Consider the following 22,301-nt stretch of genomic DNA (forward strand, 5'->3'; position numbering starts at 1 on the left):
CTTGATGAGCCGTTAATTACTTCTTTTTAGGGGCTAGCACCATGATCATCTGGCGACCTTCAATCTTCTTAGGGAAAGATTCAACTACAGCAATTTCTGCAGTATCTTCCTTAAGACGATTTAGAACGTCAACACCGATGTCTTGGTGTGCCATCTCTCGGCCACGGAAGCGAATTGTTACTTTCACTTTGTTGCCTTCTTCAAGGAAACGCGTCAGGTTGCGTAGTTTTACCTGATAGTCTCCAATATCAGTTCCAGGACGGAATTTTACTTCCTTGATCTGGACCTGCTTTTGCTTCTTCTTCTGCTCTTTAGCAGTTTTGCTCTTCTCGAAGAGGAACTTACCATAGTCCATCACACGACAAACAGGTGGCTCGGCGTTAGGACTGATCTCAACGAGATCCATACCAGCTTCTTCAGCAGCTGCAATGGCTTCTTGAATCGATACAACACCAACTGATTCACCGTCAGCGCCTGTTAGTCGAACTTCACGAATACCACGAATTTCACCGTTGATACGGTGCGGGTTTTGTTTTACCGGCTGTTGGCCACGTCTTCCGCCTTTAATAGCTTATTCCTCCAGATTGAGCTTACGGCTAGAGATCTCGTCTTGGATGTATGCAATAAAATCATCCACTTTAAATTTACCAAGATCTTTACCTTTACGAGTACGCACTGCAATTTCGCCAGCTTCCATTTCTTGGTCACCAACAACAAGCATATACGGTACACGCTTCAAAGTATGTTCGCGGATTTTAAAGCCAATCTTCTCATTTCTCAAGTCCGCTTTAGCTCTAATTCCACTTTTTTGTAGTTTTTGTACTATTTCTTGAACATAACCTGACTGTTTATCAGTAATGTTCATAAGAACTGCTTGTTCTGGCGCCAACCAAGTTGGGAAGAAACCAGCATATTCTTCGATAAGGATACCAATGAAGCGCTCTAGTGAACCTAGAATCGCACGGTGAATCATTACCGGTACAAGACGTTCATTGTTTTCACCTACATAAGTTGCACCTAAGCGACCTGGTAGGTTGAAGTCTAGCTGGACAGTACCACACTGCCACGCACGGTCTAGACAATCGTATAGTGTGAATTCAATCTTAGGACCGTAGAACGCACCCTCGCCTTCTTGAATTTCGTATGGGATATCCATCGATTCAAGAGACTGCTTCAATGCTTCTTCAGATTGATCCCAGATTTCATCTGAACCTACACGTTTCTCTGGACGAGTAGACAGTTTCACTACGATGTTGTCGAAACCAAATGTTTGGTACGTATCGTACACCATCTTGATACAGTTTGTTACTTCTTCTTGAATTTGGCTCTCAGTACAGAAAATGTGAGCGTCATCCTGAGTAAAGCCACGTACACGCATAATACCGTGTAGTGCACCAGATGGTTCGTTACGGTGACATGAGCCAAACTCAGCCATACGTAGCGGTAGGTCACGGTACGATTTTAGACCTTGGTTGAAGATCTGTACGTGACCTGGACAGTTCATTGGCTTAATCGCGTATTCGCGGTTCTCAGAAGAAGTTGTGAACATTGCATCAGCGTATTTGTCCCAATGCCCAGAGCGTTCCCAAAGAACACGGTCCATCATAAGTGGACCTTTCACTTCTTGGTAACCGTACTCATCTAGCTTAGCGCGGATGAATACTTCTAGATCACGGAAGATAGACCAACCATTGTGATGCCAGAACACCATACCCGGTGCTTCTTGCTGCATGTGGAATAGGTCTAGTTGCTTACCAATCTTACGGTGATCACGCTTCGCCGCTTCTTCTAGGCGAGTTAGGTGCGCTTTCAGTGCTTTCTTGTCGTGGAAAGCCGTACCGTAGATACGTTGAAGCATTTTGTTGTCGCTGTTACCACGCCAGTAAGCACCTGCAACATTCAGCAAAGTGAAGTGTTGACAGAAGCTCATATTAGGAACGTGAGGACCACGACACATGTCGATGTATTCTTCATGGTGGTAAAGGCCTGGACGATCATCGCGAGATACGTTTTCGTCTAGGATTTCAACTTTGTATGGTTCGCCACGTGATTCAAACGTATCACGCGCTTCCTGCCAGCTTACTTTTTTCTTAACCACTTCGTACTTGGTTTTCGCTAGCTCTTTCATACGCTTTTCAATCTTTTCAAGATCTTCTTGCGTTAGAGATTCGTCTAGGTCGATATCGTAGTAGAAGCCATTGTCGATGGTTGGACCGATCGCCATTTTAGCTTGAGGATAAAGCTGCTTAAGAGCGTGACCAAGAAGGTGAGCACAAGAGTGACGAACGATTTCTAGACCGTCTACTTCATCTTTAACTGTGATGATTTCAAGGCTTGCGTCTTCTTCAATTAGATCACACGCATCAACGCGGTTACCGTTTACACGACCAGCGATAGTTGCTTTTGCAAGACCAGGACCGATCGATTGCGCAACTTCCATAGTAGAAACTGGGTTGTCAAATTGACGCTGACTGCCGTCAGGAAGAGTAATAATAGGCATGCTATGTCCTTTACAGTGGTGTTGCACACCAAGCAACACATGTTATTCAAATTAGAAGCTATTTGTTGAAAATAGTTGAGAGTCAATAAAGGCCTCTCGGTAACACGAATACCGGACCGTTATCGAAAATGGGATTGTACCTAGCTCACATTTAGAATGCAAAGCGCGATTTTGTTTTGTCATAAGAACTTAACCGCAGACCCGTCACGACAATCTGATCATGCTTTTTAAGAGACCGCATAACTTGTAAACGGAATTGCCCCCCAATGAACTTACACAACAAATTACAATATCGCCTATTACGTTTGAACCGATACAAAGCTTAACACGCTTGGCGAGAGCTCAACGTGCGATTTAGGTATATAGTTGTTTTATAGAGTAGTTTGTATGTAGGTATTCATCATGGTCTATTTCAAATCGCGCTTTATGGTACTTCTAAGCACCTCGATATGTTCTTTGCAAGCCTTCGCATCAAATGACTTATATGGCCCGCTGCGTTCTTACGCACAATCCCCAATGCAAGTGGTTAGTCACACCAACATACTGCGTTCAGGGCATAGTCTGCCCTCTGGTTTTGTCGAAGCCTATGGTTCGGGAACCGTGGCAAGTGTTTGGGCTCATACTGATGAATACGCACTGGATTATTACCACAATCAAATCGAATTAGGCAGCAAATGGCAAGTCAGCAACCGTTGGCAGTGGGAGCTCAACTATCGATGGGTCTTTGCCGCTGACAACCATTTAGATGGACTGACGAAAAGCTTCCATAAACTTTTCGGTATCGGACAAAATGGGCGGGATAAAGTAGACAGAGATCGTTTTTACATTTCAATGCCGCAATATAATGTGCTTGAAGATGATTTCGAAGGACAAACACTAGCCAATAACCTATCTACTTACTTACAGTATCAAGTGTTCCAAAATGAACATCACGGCCTATCGATTGGCGGCAGTTTGTATTTTAACGATGTGGCTCACGGTACTTTTCAAGGTAGCAGTTTCGAGCAAGGCTTCCAATTAAACTACAGCTACTTAAGTGATGCTCATGCATTTTATTCGATGATTGGCATGACTTTTCGCTCGGATGACCGTGCCTTGCTCGATCTGCCCTATCGACATAATACGATTGCCATTGCGGGTGGGTACCGTTATGCCTTAGAAGATAACCATCACCTGATGTTGGAATATCATTGGTATCAAGGGTCAACAGAAGGGCCCACAGAGTTTGCTGATGCCTCTAATGAACTGGTATTGGGCTATCGATATCTAATGGAAAATTCAGCGCTTGAGTTTTTAGCCGTAGAGAACGCAAGAAACATGGATAACAGTACCGATATCGCTTTCACAATAGGATATCGGTACATATTTTCATCAAGGTGATGAGAGCTATAGATTTAGCGTTGGTGCCACTGCGGCTGCGACTTGAGCATCGGTTGCATTGATCGGCAACGTAAACGAGCGATATTGGTCACCAGCCAAACTGAGCGAACGGTCAATCTCTGCCAAACAATGCATGACCTGCCCTTCCAGAATAAAAGAGAGCTCAATTTCTTTTGATGAGATAAAGCCGCTGTTACGGAACTCTAGCTCTTGATAAATACCAGAGCGAGAAGCAAACGAGCCACCGCGCAAAAAGCCTTTTTCAACATCGGCTTTAACCATAGTGAAGCCAGCTTGCTCGATCGCTTGAATAACCCGAGATGCTACTGGTAGTGGTTTCACTTCAATATAGTCACGGTCACGCGGGTCAATCGCAAAATCAATATCTAACGTCGTCTCGACCCAAACATGACATTGATTCTTAAGTGCGCTAACCGCAGTAATTGGCGTTTCATCATGCAGTTTTAGCTCAAACGGAACCTGCTTTTCTTCATTAGGTTGAATCACAAAAGGGTCAACTGCTTTCAATTGATCAATAGTGAAGGTTTGGTAACTTACGCTATCATCCACTTCGACTTTCATTTCCGTGTTCAATTTAATCGTAATAGCATCAATTTGTTGTTCGACGTCTCCGCCTTTGATATGAACATGCCCTTTCAGCGTCGCTCCTTGAAACACGCTCATTTCGTCCAAAATGGTATCTACTTTTGCAGAGCCGATCCCCAGTGATGCTTTCAATTTTTTAAACATACTTTTCCTTTTTTAACGACTTTTCTTCTAATAATCGTTTGTTTACACAATTGTTTTCTGCTGTGCAAGCAATAGACCACAAGAAAATGTTTGAATTCAATCATCAATCCAAATAATGCTCAACAGCAAGAGTCATTCAGCTCTGCAATAGGATTGTTCGGTCACTAAGCGGTACATTCGTCGAGAAATGTTTGCAATTTGTACCTAAATTAAGCAGTATTTGTATAGTCAAATAAAGGGAAATCATTATGTCTGCACCACTCTACATTCAAATTAAACAATTTATCCTGGATAAAATTGATGCTGGAGAGTGGGTAGTTGGTCATCGCATCGCCACCGAGATTGAGCTTACCGAGCAATTTGGTGTCAGTAGAATGACAGTGAACAAAGCAATTCGGGATTTAGTAAATGAGGGCCGATTACAACGTCGCCCACGCTTAGGCACGTTCGTGTGTGATCCTGGTGAAAAGTCAGAATCTCCCCTGCTAGACATTCGAAACATTGCCGAAGAAGTCAGCGATAGAGGGCGAAAGTATGGCAGTAAAGTGCTCAAACAGATTGCCATAAAAGCAGATGACAACATTGCGATAAAACTCGGCGTTATGCTAGGCACGACAGTGTTTTACAGTGAAATTATTCACTATGAAGACCAAACGCCGATTCAATTGGAGCTCCGCTGGGTGAATAGCCAATATGCCCCGAGTTATTTAAATCAAGACTTCACACAAATCACTCCAAATCAATACCTGTCAGATAATTGCCCACTCAGCGCGATAGAACATACTGTAGAGGCAATTGTGCCTGAAAGCCGTATTAAGCAAGACTTAAAAATGCAAGCCAATGAGCCTTGCCTTCTCTTGAATCGCAGAACGTGGAGCCAAGATAAGTTAGTCAGTACCGCCCTACTTTATCACCCTGGTAACAAATATAAGCTGAGCTCAAAAGTGCTCATTTAAGGGCAAGATTGGTCCTCTAGATCTACGTTTTGATCACATTTTAGCAACATCAATCTTGTCAGTGTTCTTATTTTGCTCTATTTATTTGTATATACATTTAATGATACAAATAAACACAGGGACACAAACATGGATTTGCTGATTGAAAACGCACGTCTGGTCACCATGCAGTCGGGAGAGCGCGGTTATCTGCCAACGTCTCCTGCTCGTATTGGCATTCAATCTGGAAAAATCGTTGCGATCAGCACCTGTGCAATTGGTGAAGACGAACCGCAAACCGAGTCTCTGCTGTCTGCCCAACATTACGCTCAGAGTATCGACCTTCAAGGCAAGTTAGTTCTGCCAGGTTTGATCGACTGCCACACTCATCTTATTTACGCGGGCAATCGTGCCAACGAATTTGAAATGCGCTTAAGCGGCGTGCCATATCAAGAAATTTCCAAACAAGGCGGTGGGATACTTTCAACGGTGCATGCGACGCGTTCAGCAACCGAAGCGCAGTTAGTTGAGTTAGCGTTGCCACGTTTAGACGGGCTACTCGCGAGCGGCGTCACTTCTGTCGAAGTGAAATCAGGCTACGGATTGACACTGAATGATGAAGTAAAAATGCTCCGTGCAGCCAAAATGCTTGAACAAGAGCGCAAAGTTAAAATCACGACTACACTTCTCGCCGCTCACGCCATTCCGCCAGAGTTCCAAGGTCGTGCAGATGATTATATTGAGCACATTTGTCAGGACATAATCCCTGTTGTCGCAAAGGAAGAATTAGCTACGAGTGTCGATGTTTTTTGTGAATCGATTGGTTTCAATCTTGAACAAACAGAAAAAGTGTTTGTAGCTGCAAAACGCCACGGCTTAAAGGTTAAAGGGCATACTGAGCAACTTTCTAATCTCGGTGGTACAGCCCTCACTGCGCAATACAACGGTCTGTCAGCGGATCACATCGAGTTTTTAGATGAGCAAGGTGTTAAAGCACTTGCTCGATCAAACACCGTCGCCACTCTATTGCCTGGCGCTTTTTATTTTCTAAGAGAAACTCAGTTACCACCGATTGAGTTGTTGAGAGAGCATAACGTGCCGATGGCAATTGCTACGGACGTCAACCCAGGTACATCACCATTTTCTGATCTCACACTCATGCTGAATATGGCGTGCACGCTATTTCGCCTTACACCGCAAGAAGCACTGCGTGGTGTAACGCAACATGCAGCCAAAGCTCTGGGTTATCAAAACTCACGTGGCGAAATCAAAGTAGGGTTTGATGCGGACTTCTCTATATGGGATATCGAAAGCCCTGCGGATTTAAGCTATCAAGTCGGAGCAAAACGTCTGGTAGGTCGTATAGTAAATGGTGAATACATTTCACACGGAGGCCAATAATATGTCTCAATTCGACCTACACTCTCCCCTATTTCATTGGCAAGGCCGTCATGATGCCGAGGACGGCAAGCTTGGTCAGCGAATTCATCACGTTGTTCAACGCCAAAAAGCAGATGAGTTGAGTGCCGTTGCGCATGGCGTCTCATTACTCGGTTTTGCTACCGACGCTGGCGTTGCGAGAAACAAAGGACGCATTGGCGCGAAAAAAGCGCCAGACTTAATCCGACGAGCACTCGCTAATTTAGCATGGCACCAAGACGCCCCACTATATGACTTAGGTACTGTGGTGTGTGAAGACGACTTACTGGAAGAGAGCCAAGCTCTATGTGCAGCAACCATTTCAAGCGCACTGCCCCATACGCCAGTCATCGTGCTGGGTGGTGGGCATGAGATTGCGTGGGCCTCGTTTTCCGGCTTAGCGGAATATTTTAAAGCGCACCATCCAGAGAAGAAGCCTAAAATCGGCATTATCAATTTCGATGCGCATTTCGATTTGCGCGCATTCGAGAGTAACCTCGCCGACATAAGACCGAGCTCTGGTACACCCTTCAACCAAATTCACCATTTTTGTCAACGTAACGATTGGGACTTTCATTACGCTTGTATTGGTGTAAGCCGCAGTAGCAACACTAAAGCGCTATTTGAAAAAGCAGATGCGTTAAATGTTTGGTATGTAGAGGACAATCAGCTCTGCTACTTAAACCACAGTTATCACTTAACTCAGCTTCAGCATTTTATTGACGACTGTGACTACCTCTATTTGACTATTGATCTGGATGTATTCCCTGCTGCAACCGCACCTGGAGTCAGCGCACCAGCAGCTCGGGGAGTGAGTTACGACACAATTACCCCCTTTTTAGATCGAATTCTTCATTACAAAAATAAGTTAATGCTGGCTGATATCGCCGAATACAACCCAAATTATGACGTCGATAGTCAAACAGCACGATTAGCTGCCCGTTTGTGTTGGGATATCGCCAACGCAATGGCGGAAAAACAGCACAAACCATAATGCATCCCAGATGCCACTGATTATTACGACCAAGCAAGTACTTGGTCATCACGAGAAACTAAAGGAGTCTGAAATGACACAGCGCCAGGGACAAGATCCACGACTTGATACAAGCAGAACAATTCGTGCACCTCACGGAGATAAACTGCGCGCAAAATCTTGGCTAACCGAAGCCCCTCTTCGTATGCTGATGAACAACCTTGATCCTGATGTTGCAGAACATCCACATTCACTGGTTGTATATGGCGGCATTGGCCGAGCAGCGCGAAACTGGGAATGTTACGACAAGATTGTTGAAGTACTTGAAAGACTCGAAGATGACCAAACGCTTTTAGTTCAATCAGGCAAGCCTGTTGGTGTTTTCCCTACTCATAAAAATGCCCCACGCGTGCTTATCGCAAACTCAAACCTTGTTCCGCATTGGGCAAACTGGGAACACTTCAACGAGCTCGATAAACAAGGCTTGATGATGTACGGCCAAATGACCGCTGGCAGCTGGATATACATTGGCTCGCAAGGTATCGTACAAGGCACATACGAAACGTTCGTATCTGTTGCAAAAAAACACTTTGACGGTGACGCAAATGGCCGTTGGATTCTAACAGGTGGTCTTGGTGGCATGGGTGGTGCTCAACCTCTCGCTGGTACAATGGCGGGCTTCTCCATGATTGCAGTAGAGTGTGATGAATCACGTATCGATTACCGCCTACGTACAGGCTATGTCGATAAGAAAGCGACTTCTTTAGATGAAGCGCTAGCTATCATTAAAGAGTCAGACACACCAGTATCGGTTGGTCTACTAGGTAATGCAGCAGACGTTTTCTCTGAGCTGGTAGAACGTAATATCACGCCTGATGTCGTAACAGACCAAACGTCTGCACACGACCCGCTCAATGGCTATTTACCACAAGGCTGGAGCATGTCTCACGCAGCAGAAATGCGTTTGCAAGATGAAGCAATGGTCGTAAAAGCAGCGAAAAAATCCATGGCTGTGCAAGTTCAAGCGATGTTAGAGCTGCAAAATCGCGGCGCCGCAACACTCGACTACGGTAACAACATCCGCCAGATGGCCTTGGAAGAAGGCGTAGAAAACGCATTCGATTTTCCTGGCTTCGTTCCAGCCTACATTCGTCCTCTATTCTGTGAAGGTATCGGTCCTTTCCGTTGGGCTGCTCTCTCTGGCGATCCTGAGGACATTTATAAAACCGACCAAAAAGTAAAAGAGCTAATTCCAGATAATCCGCACTTACATAACTGGCTAGATATGGCTCGCGAACGCATCCAGTTCCAAGGTTTACCTGCGCGTATTTGCTGGGTTGGTCTTAAAGATCGTGAGCGTCTTGGTCAAGCATTCAACGAAATGGTGAAAAATGGCGAACTTAAAGCGCCCGTTGTCATTGGTCGAGATCACTTAGATTCTGGCTCTGTAGCAAGCCCGAACCGTGAAACCGAAGGTATGATGGACGGTTCTGACGCCGTATCAGACTGGCCATTATTAAACGCGCTACTCAACACGGCGGGCGGCGCAACTTGGGTTTCACTACACCACGGTGGTGGCGTAGGTATGGGCTTCTCGCAACACTCAGGTATGGTTATCTGCTGTGACGGCAGTGAAGATGCCTCAGAACGTATTGCCCGCGTGCTGCATAACGACCCAGCAACAGGCGTGATGCGTCATGCTGATGCGGGATACGATATCGCTAAACAATGTGCAGCAGAGCAAGGGCTAGATTTGCCAATGCTCAACGAAGAACTGAAGAAGCTCAAGTAAGGATGAAAGAGATGTTAAATTTAACGCTAAAGCCAGGTCATATTAGCTTAAACGAACTACGCCAAGTGAGCCGTTCACCAGTCAACCTTACTTTGGATCCTGAAGCCATTCCGGCCATTGAAGAAAGCACACAGGTCGTAGACCGAGTCATCGCGGAAGATAGAACGGTTTACGGAATTAACACTGGTTTTGGGCTATTGGCTAACACACGAATAGCACCAGAAGATTTAGAAACACTGCAACGCAGTATCGTTCTTTCTCATGCGGCAGGTATCGGTGAGTTTATGTCAGATGAAACGGTTCGTCTGATGATGGTATTAAAAATCAATAGTCTGTCTCGTGGCTTTTCTGGGATTCGCCTAAAAGTCATTAATATGCTGACCGACCTAGTCAACGCACAAGTTTACCCTTGCGTACCTAAAAAGGGCTCTGTTGGCGCATCAGGTGACTTAGCTCCTCTAGCCCATATGAGCACTGTATTACTGGGAGAAGGACAAGCTCGCCACAACGGTAAAATCATTTCCGGGCAAGAAGCATTAAAAATCGCAGGTCTAGAGCCTATCACTCTGGCGCCAAAAGAAGGCTTAGCGCTACTAAATGGGACTCAGGCATCCACAGCGTTCGCATTGGAAGGCCTGTTTATCGCGGAAGACCTTTTCGCGTCAGCAACCGTTTGTGGTGCAATGTCTGTTGAAGCCGCTCTCGGCAGCCGACGTCCATTCGATCCGCGCATTCACCGTGTACGTGGTCATCGCAGCCAAATGGACGCAGCACTCGCATACCGTCATTTGTTAGACACATCGAGTGAAATAGGTGATTCGCACACTAACTGTGAAAAAGTACAAGACCCGTATTCTTTGCGCTGTCAGCCTCAAGTGATGGGCGCGTGTTTACAGCAAATCCGCAATGCGGCGGAAGTATTACAAGTAGAAGCGAACTCCGTATCAGATAATCCGTTGGTGTTTGCTGAAGATGGTGACATCATCTCTGGCGGTAACTTCCATGCGGAGCCTGTTGCAATGGCAGCCGACAACCTAGCACTTGCGATTGCCGAGATCGGCAGCTTGTCTGAACGTCGTATGGCATTACTTATCGATAGCGCGCTATCAAAACTGCCACCGTTCTTAGTCGACAATGGTGGTGTGAACTCTGGTTTCATGATTGCTCAGGTTACCTCTGCTGCGTTAGCAAGTGAAAACAAAACACTCGCTCACCCAGCGTCAGTAGACAGCTTGCCAACATCTGCAAACCAAGAAGATCACGTGTCAATGGCAACATTCGCGGCTCGCAGATTGAAAGAAATGGGCGAAAACACTCGCGGTATTCTGGCTGTCGAATACCTCTCAGCAGCACAAGGCCTAGACTTTAGAGCGCCAAACAAGTCCTCTGAGCGTATTGAGATTGCGAAACAAATGTTGCGTGAAAAAGTATCGTTCTACGATAAAGATCGCTACTTTGCGCCGGACATTGAACAGGCAAACACTCTGCTTAAGCTGGCTATCCACAACACGCTCATGCCAGAGAGCTTGTTACCAAGTATTCAATAATTAAGCATAACTGGCATTTCATCGAATAAACAGATGATGACTTGAAGGCTCTACGTTCTGCGTGGAGCCTTTTTACATACGATTAAACATGTTGATGGCACTGTTTATGAACGCCTGTCTACTTTGATGGCTATACTTTAAAAGATAGGCGAGCGAAAAGGTCGTTGTTTATTGCTTTCACAAAAAAAAGCGTTGCTAAAGTATGCGTTTTTAACGGTTTATCCGCCGAAATAGTGTCTTATTGTTAGGATACGGTGAAGTTTTCACTGGATGGACCATTGCTACGCAGATATTCGCATATAATCCCACACAGTTTTGGTTACTACGTAAAAATTATGTTTCTAACACCTTATTTTTCAAACACTAATCACCAGTTTCAGTTCACTCGCGAACAAGCAAGCCACTTTGCAAAACGTGTCGCAGGTGACTACAACCCAATTCATGATGAAGACAACAAACGCTTTTGTGTCCCTGGGGATTTACTTTTCGCAGTGCTCCTTAGTAAAGAAGGCGTTAGCCAAAAGATGCGTTTTAACTTCTCTGGCATGGTAAACGATGGTGTAGCACTTCATATTGAAAATAAGTGTGACAAAGAAAGCGCTGTTGTTGACGAGGCAGGTAAAGAATACTTACACATGTCCCGTGAAGGTGAAACTAACCACGATCCGGCATTTATTGAGCATGTAGTGACAAATTACGTGCAATTTTCTGGTATGAACTTCCCTCACATCATGGTTCCTCTTATGGAAGAGAAGCAAATGATGATTAACTGCCAGCGTCCATTAGTTATTTATGAAAGCATGGAAGTCGAATTTTCACGCTTAGACCTTACGCATCCAGAGGTGGATTTCACTGGCGCAACATTCGATGTAGAAGGAAAACGAGGTGTAGTCACCTTAAACTTTGCGTTCAAAGAAGACGGTGAAGTCGTTGGTAAAGGTATTAAGCGCATGGTTGCAAGTGGCTTGAAGCCATATGACCAAGAAGCGGTTGACGACCTTGTACGCCGCTTTAATGAACGTAAGGATGCATTCCTAGCAAAGTTCGTTAAGGCAGCCTAGTCGACTGCCCTATCAGAAGCGCACAAAAAACGTGTTTACTAAAAGAAAGCCCAACGTCGACCGTTGGGCTTTCTTTTTATGTCTCATCCAAACAAAACTAAACGCAATGCTTAGAGCCAACGACGAACATGGTTTTTATAATCCACATACTCTTCACCAAACAATCGCTCTAAAACGCGTTCCTCAGGCTTGATTTGAAACCGATTCATATAACTGACAAATATCACGCCACAAAGCACCACACTCAAGTGCTGCCACCACAAACCAGTTGCTATGATTAGAAGCAATAATGCCGTGTACATAGGGTTGCGTGAAAAGGCAAACACACCAGTTCTTACAACAGAAGATGCCGCTTCAGGTTTTACTGGGTTCACTGTGGTTTTTACTTTGCGAAATTCATACACGCCAGCAATGCCCATGTAGCCAGACAACAAAGTTAATACACCTACTACAAATTCAACAAAGGGGACTCGAATGTTCATGCTCGGCGTCAAAACTTTAAGTCCGTACATCAAAAGTATGACTAGCAAAAACACCGCAACAGGTGGGACTTTGAGTTCAAGTTTTCTCAAGATTCATATCCTTTGAAAGGGTCTAAGTACGGTTTCTAAAAAGCCCAGTAAAACTGGGCTTGATTTAGTCCGATTACAACAAAGTTAACAATGCCTGAACGGGATGCTTGGGCTTCGTTCCTTCAAAGCGTTTCACTTGGCTGCGGCAAGAATAGCCTGTAATCAAACATCTCTCGCTATCCAACTTATCTAAGCTTGGCTTCCAGCTTAAATTGTAAATGTCTTTCGACATCGACAACTTATCAACCTCATGACCAAACGTACCCGCCATACCACAACAACCAACAGGTACCGTATTCAAAACTGCACCAAAGTGAGCAAAAATAGCGCCCCACTCTTTTTCCGCATTTGGCATTTTGGTTTTTTCAGTACAGTGCGCAAACAGATACCAAGGTTCCTGCGCCTTATGCTCTCCGCTTTCAAACGCTTCTAGTCTTGGGTAAAGCCATTCGTGGGCTGTTAGTACATCGAAATTACCTCGCTTACTGCCAAGCACTTCAGCGTATTCATCTCGATAACACAGCACCAAAGCAGGATCGACGCCAACTAATGGAATATCCAGATCCGCTACCATCGCCAAGAACTTCGCTGTGTCGGCTGCTGTGTCCTTAAACTGACGTAAAAACCCTTTAATGTGTTGTGCTTTACCATTCGGCTTAAACGGCAGAAGCACCGGATTCATACCCAGCTTTTTCAATAACTTAACGAAGTCTTCAACGACATCAGCGTCGTAGTAACTAGTGAATGGGTCTTGAACAATTAAAACATGTTTGCTCTTTTCAGACGAAGACAAACCACTGAGCGCTTGCAGATCATAAGGCGTTGTCAGCGACTCTACTCGTTGTTTCAAGGTGGGTACTGATAACAACGGCGCATCGACATACCCGACCGTAGATGCCGTTAAACTTTTCACCCACGACTGCTTCAAAACACCATTTACGACACCTGGCGCTTTCGCCATCATCGGCAGCATAGTCTCAATGTTCGCAACCAGATAGTCTTTTGCAGGACGTTGGTAACGAGAGTGATAGATGTTTAAAAAGCGCGAGCGAAAGCTCGGAACATCGACTTTAATCGGACACTGACTCGCACACGCTTTACACGCCAAACAACCATTCATCGCTTCATACACTTCGTGAGAGAAGTCATACTCGTGACGACGATTGATAGAATGACGTACGCGGTCAATCATGGTTTTGATTGATGTTTTGTTTTCTAGTGTTTGCTTTTCTAAGTCAAGAATATCAATGCCTTGCTCAGTAAGCTGACGCAACCACTCGCGAACCAAACCCGCACGACCTTTCGGTGAATGACGACGATCGGCTGTTACTTTCATCGATGGACACATTGGCGAGCTGGTATCGTAGTTAAAACACAAACCGTTACCGTTACATTCCATCGCTTGTTTAAAGCTGTCACGTACTTGAACGTCAATCTGACGGTCATAGTAACCACGTTTGGTATCGGTAACTTTGACAAGCTCTGCATCACTATCCAGCGGTGTACAGATTTTGCCCGGGTTCATTTTGTTGTGTGGATCGAATGCCGCTTTCACACGTCTCAGTTCAGTAAACAACTCGTCGCCGAAAAACTCAGGGCCATATTCTGAACGGAAACCTTTGCCGTGTTCACCCCACATCAAACCGCCGTATTTCGCCACCAGCTTGACCACTTCATCAGAAACTTCGTGCATCAATGCTTCTTGGTGCGGGTCACACAAATCCAACGCAGGACGTACGTGAAGCACCCCAGCATCGACGTGACCAAACATGCCGTAATTCAGAGACTTGCTGTCTAACAGTTCTCGAAACTCTACAATGAAGTCCGCCAGGTTTTCTGGTGGCACACAGGTATCTTCAGCGAATGCGACCGGTTTAGCACGACCTTTTGCTGCGCCTAACAAACCCACCGCTTTTTTACGCATGTTGTAAATACGCCCAATGCTCGCTACATCGTTACAAACTTGGTAGCCGATAATGCCCGCTTCTTCTGTTTCCAACATGGTATCGAGCTTGGCGGTCAACGCTGCAACCTGAGCAGCAACTTCCTCTTCGTCCTGACCTGCGTATTCCACCATATTGATGCCAAGCATCTCTTTATTTGGAACATCGGTAAGTAAATCGCTCACGGTGTGCCAAACGATATCTTGCTTCGCGAGATTAAGCACTTTTGAGTCAACGGTTTCTACAGACAGCGCTTTCGCCTCTACCATAAACGGTGCATTACGCAGTGCAGAATCAAAGCTGTTGTATTTAACGTTAACCAACGTACGCGCTTTCGGAATTGGCGTCAGGTTCAGCTTTGCTTCGGTAATAAATGCCAATGAACCTTCCGCGCCGCAAAGTACTCGTGTGATATCGAAACGGTCACCGTCTTCATTCAAGGCATTTTTTAAATCGTAGCCCGTTAAAAATCGGTTAAGAGGAGGAAACTTATCTACGATCTGCTGGCGTTTTTCACGACATACGGATTCCGTTACACGTAGCGCCTTGGCAGCAAACTCGCCTTCTTTTGGGTAACCATGGGACAAGTCCGACTCTAAAATTGAACCATCAGCAAACACCGCTTGTAGCGACAAAACATGATCGGATGTTTTTCCGTATTTCAGAGAACCTTGACCAGAAGCATCGGTGTTGACCATGCCGCCAATCGTTGCACGGTTACTGGTAGATAAGTCTGGAGAGAAGAAGTAGCCATAAGGGCGAACAGCGTCATTTAACTGGTCTTTCACTACACCAGTTTGTACACGAACCCAGCCTTCTTTCTCATTAATCTCAAGCACTTTGTTCATGTGGCGAGACATATCCACCACAATACCTTTGGTTAGCGACTGACCATTGGTCCCTGTGCCGCCACCACGAGGTGAAAAGGTAATTCGTTCGTACTTTTCTTTATTGCTCAGTTTCCCGAGGAGAGAAACATCTTCTGTCGTTTTGGGATGAACGACAGACTGAGGAAGTTGCTGGTAAACACTGTTGTCAGTGGCAACCGCTAGTCGGCTTGAATATTGGCTTTCGATATCACCAGTGAATCCGGCGTGCTCAAGCTCTTTCAGAAAACTAAGAACAAGAGGATCGACATCAGTTTGCGAGTGTAATCTTGGTAACATTTGCTTCCTGCCCCTACGACGCTGATCCGATCAGCTGCGGGTTGTGTAATTATTTGCTCACTTCTCATACAAATTGGCGCTAAGCGAAAAAACACCACAAAAGAGTTAGTGAAGTAATATTCTTTGAATTTCGTCACTTTACAACATTTAAAAAGACGAGCAAATCAGAATCTCGATACAATAATTAAACTTATGCTTTATTTTTTCACGCTTGATGCCTACATTGGGGAACGAATCGCGTTTCTAGATGAGTTTTCAGAATGAAAAAAAATAAAATTGTGACCACTGAAGATATCCTTCTCAAACTTTGCCAGTCTGTTTCTGGCGTACTTACTTCGGCGACATCTTCTCAAGTAAATTATTCAGCAATGGTGCAAAAAATCCACAAGACTAGCCTCAAACCAGATTTTGGCTGTTTTGTTCTGTTTGATGGCGGATTTACCGGGCTAGTTGTGATTAATTTTACGGCAAAAGCCGCACTGGAGATCTACACCAACTACATGCGTAATATGGGCATGCCAGAAGAAGAACTGGCAATATCTCATACTTCTGACGAGGTAGGCGATGTTCTGGGTGAACTCATGAATCAACTGGTCGGAGACTTCACTAATAAAATTCGTAAAGACCTGCAAACGAACATCACACAAAACCAACCAAAAATGCTGGCGCTGAATAAGCAAGTTATCTTACAAGTTGATACCAACCTTGACCGCCCTCAAGCGCGCAGAGTGACGTTCTCCACCGAAAACAACAATATTTTCTATCTCGAACTAGCAATGGATAAAACTGAGTTCATCCAACTGGAAGAGTTTGAAGTTGCTGAAGACGAAAACCCAGACGACATTTTAGAGGCAACACGTAAACAGTTGGCTGAGAAAGAATCTAAATCGTCGGGATCAAACGATGATGCCGATGACTTGCTCAACCAGCTCGGGTTGTAATTCTAACGAATCTTAATGAAGAATGGCTTCTTAGACACAAGTACGACTTCATACTGATTACGACGAACTAAAACGCCAGCCTCGCTTAATGCGAGGCTTCTTTTTATGTGCTGAAATTATCTTCAGTCCCACCTTGTATTTCGTTTTTATGTCAAAAAAGGTAATATGTCTGACTTCATAAATTTTCTGCTTTCGTTACTGGTTGTCGATGGATAAACAAAAAGCTCTGAAAAAAATCGCCAAGTGCTTAGAACTGGGCAATTCCGCTAATGTTAATGAGGCTGCCAATGCTATCAAAATGGCACATCGCCTCATGCTTAAATATGGTCTCGATAAAGACGATATTGAGTTCATCAGAATGGGAAAAACACAATCTTCTCATCTGCTACCAGCGAACATCAGTTCTACCATATTGCGAGTGATTCGCGGCATTAACACAAAATTCGGTGTCGAAGCAGTATTGTTGAATCACAAAGGGCTCAAACGTGTCGAATTTATCGGTGAAGCAGATCGCGCTATTTTTGCTGCATTTGCTTTCGATATTGTTTATCGCGAGATGAACGAAAGTACCGGACAATTCCGAAACAGCTTTGCTGGCACCGGCACCTCTTCTCAGGAAGTGACTCGCCGTGTGAACTCATTTGTATCTGGCTGGGTGGAAGGCGCGATTGAAAAATTGCCAATTATTTCTCCAGATGAAGAGTCGGCCAATAAAATTAATGACTATATTGATAAAGAATTCCAAAACATTGACCGCGAAACGTTCAAGAAGCAATTGAAAGAAGCAATGAAAAACCTAACTGAAGACTACGAAGTGGGCTTAAAGAAAGGTAGAAAGGTTTCAGTTAACCGTGGAGTGGGCGGCGAACAAGCACGCAAAATGTTGGGCGATTCATCGAAATAGCCAGAATAGTAAAGGATTCACATAAGCAGCAATGACTTCGATGTCGATGGGGCTTACTTTGAGAGCTTTGGCAGTATTGGTAGGAATTTTCTTACAGAAACTCTTATCAATCTTACTTTCTCATAACAAATATTAATGCTTGTTTATTCATAATTCGCATCCCATTATGAGGCATGGTTTCGCCTCAGTTTTATACGGAGATTTTCCCTTGAAAAAGATGCCTATTGCACTAGCTCTAGTGCTAGCTCTTACTGGCTGTCAAGCCACTCAACGCCAAAATGCAACAACGGGTGAATACGAAACTAACTCCACCACGCAAGGCGCGCTTATTGGTGCGATCGCTGGCGCAGCAATCGGCCTAGCAACGGGTGATGATGCTAAAGAACGTCGTCAGCATGCACTCATTGGTGCAGCCGCAGGCGGAGCGACTGGCGCTGGCGTTGGTTACTACTTTGACCAACAAGAAGCGGAGTTACGTCGCGCTTTGCTAAACTCTGGCGTACAAGTTCAGCGTGTTGGTGAAAATCAGCTTTTACTGCGTATGGAAAACGGTATCGGCTTCTCTTCAAGCTCTTACCAGCTTGATGCTAGTATCCATAATACTCTACGCGGTGTTGCTCGCATCCTAGTTGAGTACCCAGATACCAGTCTCGTTATTGACGGTTACACGGATAGCACAGGTAGTGAGTCATACAACCAAACGTTGTCAGAGCGCCGTGCAGAGTCCGTACGTCAATTCCTAGTATCTCAAAACGTTGCACCTGGTCGTGCAATTGCACGCGGCTACGGCGAACGTAACCCAATTTGCTCAAACCAAACTTCTGAAGGTCGTGCGTGCAACCGTCGTGTTGAAATCCAGATCTTGCCACTGAAGTAATTTGGTTGCACCATAACGGTAATAATAAAAAATTACCGGAGCAGGCCTAACCATTATCGTTAGGCCTGACATATTAATGTCTGTCAAAACGTCTGCCCTACTCTGCTTATTTAGCCTCAGCTTTTCTGGTTACTCGCTTGCCTCTCAAGCTCCAAATGACCCCATCGAACAATACGAGTACGCACAACAATTATTGGCATCAAACGAAGCTGAAGCCTCACCAGAAACGCGCTACTGGCTAGAGCAATCCGCCAACCAAGGTTACCTCCCTGCACAAAAACAGCTCGCGAACGACTTTGCTAAAGGGATCAATGGTGAAAAAAATGAAACACAAGCGTTATATTGGCTAACCTCTATCGCACTCAATGACCCAACCGATCGTGGCTTTCTTCTCGCCGATTTTATTCAGCGCAATCCAGATAAGGTCACAACTTCTCAATTGACTGAAGCCTTGTATCAAATGGCTTCTCAGCATAATCCAGCAGCAGAACAGGCTTATAATCAACTGTTAGAGCAGCGCTTCAACCAACTGCGAGCTAAACAAGTCTCGCAAATAAAGTCGCTCGATAAAAAGGCGGAGCAAGCACAGGAAGAGAAAAGCACAGTTGCAAACCCCAAAGTAGAACACTCGCCGTTTCTATGGCTGATTTGGCTAGCGGCGATACTCATCATCAGCGGCTTAAGTTTCCTCGTGATCAAAAAACTCAAGCAGAATAGAAAAGCGCGTGAAGCCAAAGGGGAAAGCCAAAATCAACGAATGGCGGAAAAAATAAAAGAGCTAGAGTTTACGAACAAGCAACTGAAGCGTCAGTTAGAGAAAGTATTCAGAGAATTTAAGAAATCCAAAACTCAGGCAGAAAACCATAAGCTAAGCGTCGCGTGTGCTATGTTTGGCTACACACCACAAACCATCCCTGATTTACAGGCAATCAAGCTACGCTATAGACAGTTATCAAAGCTTTATCATCCTGACACAAGGGGCAGTGAAGAAGAAATGAAGCGACTCAATCATGCCTTTAAGCTCGTCTCACAAAATGTTACAAAACAGTAAAAATAGGTCAGGATACTTTGGCTACCATGCTTTTATTCCCATATAATCAAACACCGCAATCGATCTCCCTCTCAAAGAAATTAACAGACATTTAACTTAAGTCGCGCTTTTATGCCATAATGCCCGGCGCAAAATAACACCTAACGACTCAAATTAATCTAGGTGGGGAGAAAATCAATGTTCACTGAAGAAGGCACCTGTGATTGGTGTAAAAAACCTAGTCTTGTAACTCGTCACGATTATTTAGATGGCAAGCACCACTACTCATGTAAAGCTTGTTACGATATGGCAAAAATCGACGTGCGCCTATTTAACCAAGGCGAATTGCAAATGCGCGAACGTTTGCAACGAGCGAGCTAAGCAAGACGGAATCAATGGAACTGATTTTCAAAAGCGCCTTTTATAAGGCGCTTTTTTGATCTCCCAAGCCTATTTCCAATCTCTATCTCGTATTCCCTCCTATCCTACATAGCATGTCGCATCGGTTATCAGCCCTCTTCCACTGTATACAAACCACTGTCCGTGAAAAACACCTGTATATACAGTAGTAAACCCCTGTATGTCTCTCGTCCAACTTTCTACTCACCTCACATTTTTAAATTGATGTTAGACATATCAGAAATAAAAAATAAACAAATAAATTCAATTACTTAAAGTAAAATTCTTTTATTTCCTTTTCAAAAAACCGCAAATAACTTTTGAGAAACTTGTTGATCAGGTCGCCAAAACAAACTACTGTATAGGCATACAGCATGTATAAAGGAACAGTAAGATGCAGTTACAAAGTCAATCTCATACATACTCTCGTTACAACGTATTGGCACAAGCAACTAAGCCCATGGCCGTTTCGGATCAGCTTCTATCTAAGCTGGCTGTTTTATCGCAGCAGAAACAATGGATTTTGTTTACAGCAGACTGCCCTCGTCCAGACTTTGAACAACTCACTGCTTCTAATATTTGCTGTAAAAACGTTATTCAAATGAAGCCCTCTCAACAGCTTTCAGAAGTCGAGATCGTGATAAAAGCCATCCGATCAGGCAATGCCAGTGCTGTTGTCGCATCCAATAAAATTGCACTTATGAATCAATCTATGTTGCGCGACATGGCGCAGCGCTATCAGTGTGAAGTCTTTTTCGTCGAAGGCAGAGTTAATAAGTACCACTAATAAGTTCGACGTTATCCATCCTGCATCTCGCCTCCTTTTTAAGGGGGCTTTTTTTGTGTTAAAGAAAATAGGCAAACGTTTGCTTTTTCTCTGGCGAGTTAAAATAGTTCTGGTATGATGCCCACATTCGATTTATTCAGCGCCCACATTTTGCTGAATATCTTCTCTTTCTGACGTTTGATTAAGATGATAGGAATGTCGCAATGAGCCTTGCTAATCAAGTACTTGCCGTCAATGACGACCTGCCAATTCGCACCCATAAACCCGTTCATAGTGGAAAAGTTCGTTCAGTTTACTGGTTAACTGATGAAGACAGCGCCCGACTGATCAAAGAAAAAGGATACAATGTCGCGCCAGATGCGCCTTTGGCTATCATGGTGATTAGCGACCGAATCTCTGCGTTCGATTGTATTTGGCATGCTGAAGGTGGTCTTAATGGTGTCCCGGGTAAAGGGGCTGCGCTTAATGCGATTTCTAATCACTGGTTCAAACTGTTCAAAGAAAATGGCTTAGCAGATAGCCATATTCTAGACATTCCTCACCCTTTTGTTTGGATTGTACAAAAAGCCAAACCGGTAAAAATCGAAGCCATCTGCCGCAAATACATCACGGGTTCGATGTGGCGCGCTTACGCAAATGGCGAGCGCGAGTTTTGTGGAATCCAACTTCCTGAAGGGTTAGAAAAAGACAAAGCACTGCCAGAGTTGCTAATGACCCCATCCACAAAAGGCATTCTAAAAGGCATTCCCGGTGTGCCAGAAGCGGATGACGTTAATATTACTCGTCAAAATATCGTAGACAACTACGAAGCATTTAACTTCTCAAGTGCGGACGATATCGCACTCTACGAAAAACTGCTGAAAGAAGGCTTTAACGTTATCAGCCAAGCATTAGAAGCAATTGACCAAATCTTTGTCGATACCAAATTCGAATTTGGTTATGTTCATGATGCTGCTGGCAATGAAAAGCTGATTTACATGGATGAAGTGGGTACACCAGACTCGTCTCGTATATGGGATGCTAAAGAGTACCAAGCAGGTCACATCGTAGAGAACTCAAAAGAAGGTTTCCGCCAGTTCCTACTTAACCACTTCCCTGACCCAGATATCTTGCTAAATAAAGAACGTATGCCAGAGCGTGAAGCACTCGCTCGTGATAATGCTTTACCCGTCGAATCTTTGATGGCGATTTCGAGCACCTACATTGGTATTGCCGAGAAGATTACAGGCAAGCCGATTCATTTGAGTGAGAATCCGAAAGCGGAAATCATCGAAGTTCTGAGCAAAGAATACGGATTGATTGACTAGCACTGTCGCTAGATTGCT

At 44.5% G+C, this 22,301-nt stretch carries 19 protein-coding genes; 14 read left to right on the forward strand and 5 right to left on the reverse strand.

Annotated features, from left to right (window positions below):
• Positions 1-16: 16 nt before the first annotated feature.
• Together infC and thrS are read right to left on the reverse strand one after the other, a co-directional pair.
• A complete protein-coding gene (infC, locus tag R8N49_RS04135; RefSeq protein WP_080276913.1) occupies positions 17-568 on the reverse strand; it encodes a translation initiation factor IF-3 in 552 nt (183 codons plus the stop codon).
• 3 nt (positions 569-571) lie between these two features.
• On the reverse strand, positions 572-2,500 hold the full coding sequence (thrS, locus tag R8N49_RS04140; protein WP_005395892.1) for a threonine--tRNA ligase: 1,929 nt from the start codon (positions 2,498-2,500) through the stop codon (positions 572-574).
• A 402-nt stretch (positions 2,501-2,902) separates the two neighbouring features.
• On the opposite strand from thrS, the gene R8N49_RS04145 reads away from it, so the two are divergent.
• A complete protein-coding gene (locus R8N49_RS04145; protein WP_017821819.1) occupies positions 2,903-3,880 on the forward strand; it encodes a DUF3187 family protein in 978 nt (325 codons plus the stop codon).
• A 6-nt stretch (positions 3,881-3,886) separates the two neighbouring features.
• Here the strand turns inward: R8N49_RS04145 and R8N49_RS04150 are convergent, their stop codons facing one another.
• Positions 3,887-4,630 (reverse strand): sporulation protein, encoded by a 744-nt coding sequence (locus tag R8N49_RS04150; RefSeq protein ID WP_017821818.1) that lies wholly within the window; start codon positions 4,628-4,630, stop codon positions 3,887-3,889.
• A 248-nt stretch (positions 4,631-4,878) separates the two neighbouring features.
• Here R8N49_RS04150 and hutC point away from each other — a divergent pair, with 248 nt between their 5' ends.
• The 6 genes from hutC to R8N49_RS04180 all read left to right on the forward strand — a co-directional run bounded on the left by hutC (position 4,879) and on the right by R8N49_RS04180 (position 12,357).
• Positions 4,879-5,586: a histidine utilization repressor gene (hutC, locus tag R8N49_RS04155; protein WP_042521962.1), complete on the forward strand. Its 708-nt coding sequence runs from the start codon at positions 4,879-4,881 to the stop codon at positions 5,584-5,586.
• Between the two features lie 129 nt (positions 5,587-5,715).
• The gene (hutI, locus tag R8N49_RS04160) at positions 5,716-6,966 is read left to right on the forward strand and encodes an imidazolonepropionase (protein ID WP_053306946.1); all 1,251 of its coding nucleotides are present in this window, start codon (positions 5,716-5,718) and stop codon (positions 6,964-6,966) included.
• 1 nt (position 6,967) lies between these two features.
• Positions 6,968-7,978, forward strand: coding sequence for a formimidoylglutamase (gene hutG, locus R8N49_RS04165; RefSeq protein ID WP_318189868.1), 1,011 nt, complete (start codon positions 6,968-6,970; stop codon positions 7,976-7,978).
• Between the two features lie 73 nt (positions 7,979-8,051).
• Positions 8,052-9,749: a urocanate hydratase gene (gene hutU, locus R8N49_RS04170; RefSeq protein WP_033905347.1), complete on the forward strand. Its 1,698-nt coding sequence runs from the start codon at positions 8,052-8,054 to the stop codon at positions 9,747-9,749.
• Positions 9,750-9,760: 11 nt separating this feature from the next.
• Positions 9,761-11,296, forward strand: coding sequence for a histidine ammonia-lyase (hutH, locus tag R8N49_RS04175; RefSeq protein ID WP_064368094.1), 1,536 nt, complete (start codon positions 9,761-9,763; stop codon positions 11,294-11,296).
• Between the two features lie 335 nt (positions 11,297-11,631).
• Positions 11,632-12,357 carry a DUF3581 domain-containing protein gene (locus tag R8N49_RS04180; protein WP_017821813.1) on the forward strand — a complete coding sequence of 242 codons (726 nt, stop codon included), beginning with the start codon at positions 11,632-11,634 and terminating at the stop codon, positions 12,355-12,357.
• Positions 12,358-12,467: 110 nt separating this feature from the next.
• On the opposite strand, the gene R8N49_RS04185 is transcribed toward R8N49_RS04180, so the two are convergent.
• Together R8N49_RS04185 and R8N49_RS04190 are read right to left on the reverse strand one after the other, a co-directional pair.
• A complete protein-coding gene (locus tag R8N49_RS04185; protein ID WP_033905135.1) occupies positions 12,468-12,929 on the reverse strand; it encodes a methyltransferase family protein in 462 nt (153 codons plus the stop codon).
• Between the two features lie 73 nt (positions 12,930-13,002).
• Entirely contained in the window at positions 13,003-16,038 is a 3,036-nt protein-coding gene (locus R8N49_RS04190; protein WP_064368092.1) for an FAD-binding and (Fe-S)-binding domain-containing protein, read from the reverse strand.
• A 260-nt stretch (positions 16,039-16,298) separates the two neighbouring features.
• On the opposite strand from R8N49_RS04190, the gene R8N49_RS04195 reads away from it, so the two are divergent.
• From R8N49_RS04195 to R8N49_RS04225, 7 genes are all read left to right on the forward strand, one after another.
• Positions 16,299-16,979, forward strand: coding sequence for a DUF3334 family protein (locus tag R8N49_RS04195; RefSeq protein ID WP_005388843.1), 681 nt, complete (start codon positions 16,299-16,301; stop codon positions 16,977-16,979).
• A gap of 208 nt (positions 16,980-17,187) precedes the next feature.
• Positions 17,188-17,883: a DUF2786 domain-containing protein gene (locus tag R8N49_RS04200; protein ID WP_005377954.1), complete on the forward strand. Its 696-nt coding sequence runs from the start codon at positions 17,188-17,190 to the stop codon at positions 17,881-17,883.
• 217 nt (positions 17,884-18,100) lie between these two features.
• Positions 18,101-18,760, forward strand: coding sequence for an OmpA family protein (locus R8N49_RS04205; RefSeq protein WP_005377956.1), 660 nt, complete (start codon positions 18,101-18,103; stop codon positions 18,758-18,760).
• Positions 18,761-18,836: 76 nt separating this feature from the next.
• Positions 18,837-19,811 carry a J domain-containing protein gene (locus tag R8N49_RS04210; RefSeq protein WP_186584321.1) on the forward strand — a complete coding sequence of 325 codons (975 nt, stop codon included), beginning with the start codon at positions 18,837-18,839 and terminating at the stop codon, positions 19,809-19,811.
• Positions 19,812-19,988: 177 nt separating this feature from the next.
• Positions 19,989-20,171 (forward strand): hypothetical protein, encoded by a 183-nt coding sequence (locus tag R8N49_RS04215; RefSeq protein ID WP_005377960.1) that lies wholly within the window; start codon positions 19,989-19,991, stop codon positions 20,169-20,171.
• Positions 20,172-20,583: 412 nt separating this feature from the next.
• Positions 20,584-20,976 (forward strand): SulA-like leucine-rich domain-containing protein, encoded by a 393-nt coding sequence (locus R8N49_RS04220; protein WP_005377962.1) that lies wholly within the window; start codon positions 20,584-20,586, stop codon positions 20,974-20,976.
• Positions 20,977-21,179: 203 nt separating this feature from the next.
• On the forward strand, positions 21,180-22,283 hold the full coding sequence (locus tag R8N49_RS04225; RefSeq protein WP_064376418.1) for a phosphoribosylaminoimidazolesuccinocarboxamide synthase: 1,104 nt from the start codon (positions 21,180-21,182) through the stop codon (positions 22,281-22,283).
• Positions 22,284-22,301 lie beyond the last annotated feature (18 nt).

The organism is Vibrio sp. 1978 (assembly GCF_033344345.1).

What these genes read in the sequence shown, in the direction of transcription:
- R8N49_RS04215 (WP_005377960.1), top strand. Translation starts at nt 19,989, where the DNA reads ATGTTCACTGAAGAAGGCACCTGTGATTGGTGTAAAAAACCTAGTCTT.
- R8N49_RS04145 (WP_017821819.1), top strand. Translation starts at nt 2,903, where the DNA reads ATGGTCTATTTCAAATCGCGCTTTATGGTACTTCTAAGCACCTCGATA.
- R8N49_RS04195 (WP_005388843.1), top strand. Translation starts at nt 16,299, where the DNA reads ATGAAAAAAAATAAAATTGTGACCACTGAAGATATCCTTCTCAAACTT.
- hutC (WP_042521962.1), top strand. Translation starts at nt 4,879, where the DNA reads ATGTCTGCACCACTCTACATTCAAATTAAACAATTTATCCTGGATAAA.
- R8N49_RS04190 (WP_064368092.1), bottom strand. Translation starts at nt 16,038, where the DNA reads ATGTTACCAAGATTACACTCGCAAACTGATGTCGATCCTCTTGTTCTT.
- hutH (WP_064368094.1), top strand. Translation starts at nt 9,761, where the DNA reads ATGTTAAATTTAACGCTAAAGCCAGGTCATATTAGCTTAAACGAACTA.
- hutG (WP_318189868.1), top strand. Translation starts at nt 6,968, where the DNA reads ATGTCTCAATTCGACCTACACTCTCCCCTATTTCATTGGCAAGGCCGT.
- R8N49_RS04210 (WP_186584321.1), top strand. Translation starts at nt 18,837, where the DNA reads ATGTCTGTCAAAACGTCTGCCCTACTCTGCTTATTTAGCCTCAGCTTT.
- R8N49_RS04150 (WP_017821818.1), bottom strand. Translation starts at nt 4,630, where the DNA reads ATGTTTAAAAAATTGAAAGCATCACTGGGGATCGGCTCTGCAAAAGTA.
- hutI (WP_053306946.1), top strand. Translation starts at nt 5,716, where the DNA reads ATGGATTTGCTGATTGAAAACGCACGTCTGGTCACCATGCAGTCGGGA.
- R8N49_RS04180 (WP_017821813.1), top strand. Translation starts at nt 11,632, where the DNA reads ATGTTTCTAACACCTTATTTTTCAAACACTAATCACCAGTTTCAGTTC.
- R8N49_RS04220 (WP_005377962.1), top strand. Translation starts at nt 20,584, where the DNA reads ATGCAGTTACAAAGTCAATCTCATACATACTCTCGTTACAACGTATTG.
- hutU (WP_033905347.1), top strand. Translation starts at nt 8,052, where the DNA reads ATGACACAGCGCCAGGGACAAGATCCACGACTTGATACAAGCAGAACA.
- R8N49_RS04205 (WP_005377956.1), top strand. Translation starts at nt 18,101, where the DNA reads ATGCCTATTGCACTAGCTCTAGTGCTAGCTCTTACTGGCTGTCAAGCC.
- R8N49_RS04200 (WP_005377954.1), top strand. Translation starts at nt 17,188, where the DNA reads ATGGATAAACAAAAAGCTCTGAAAAAAATCGCCAAGTGCTTAGAACTG.
- R8N49_RS04225 (WP_064376418.1), top strand. Translation starts at nt 21,180, where the DNA reads ATGAGCCTTGCTAATCAAGTACTTGCCGTCAATGACGACCTGCCAATT.
- thrS (WP_005395892.1), bottom strand. Translation starts at nt 2,500, where the DNA reads ATGCCTATTATTACTCTTCCTGACGGCAGTCAGCGTCAATTTGACAAC.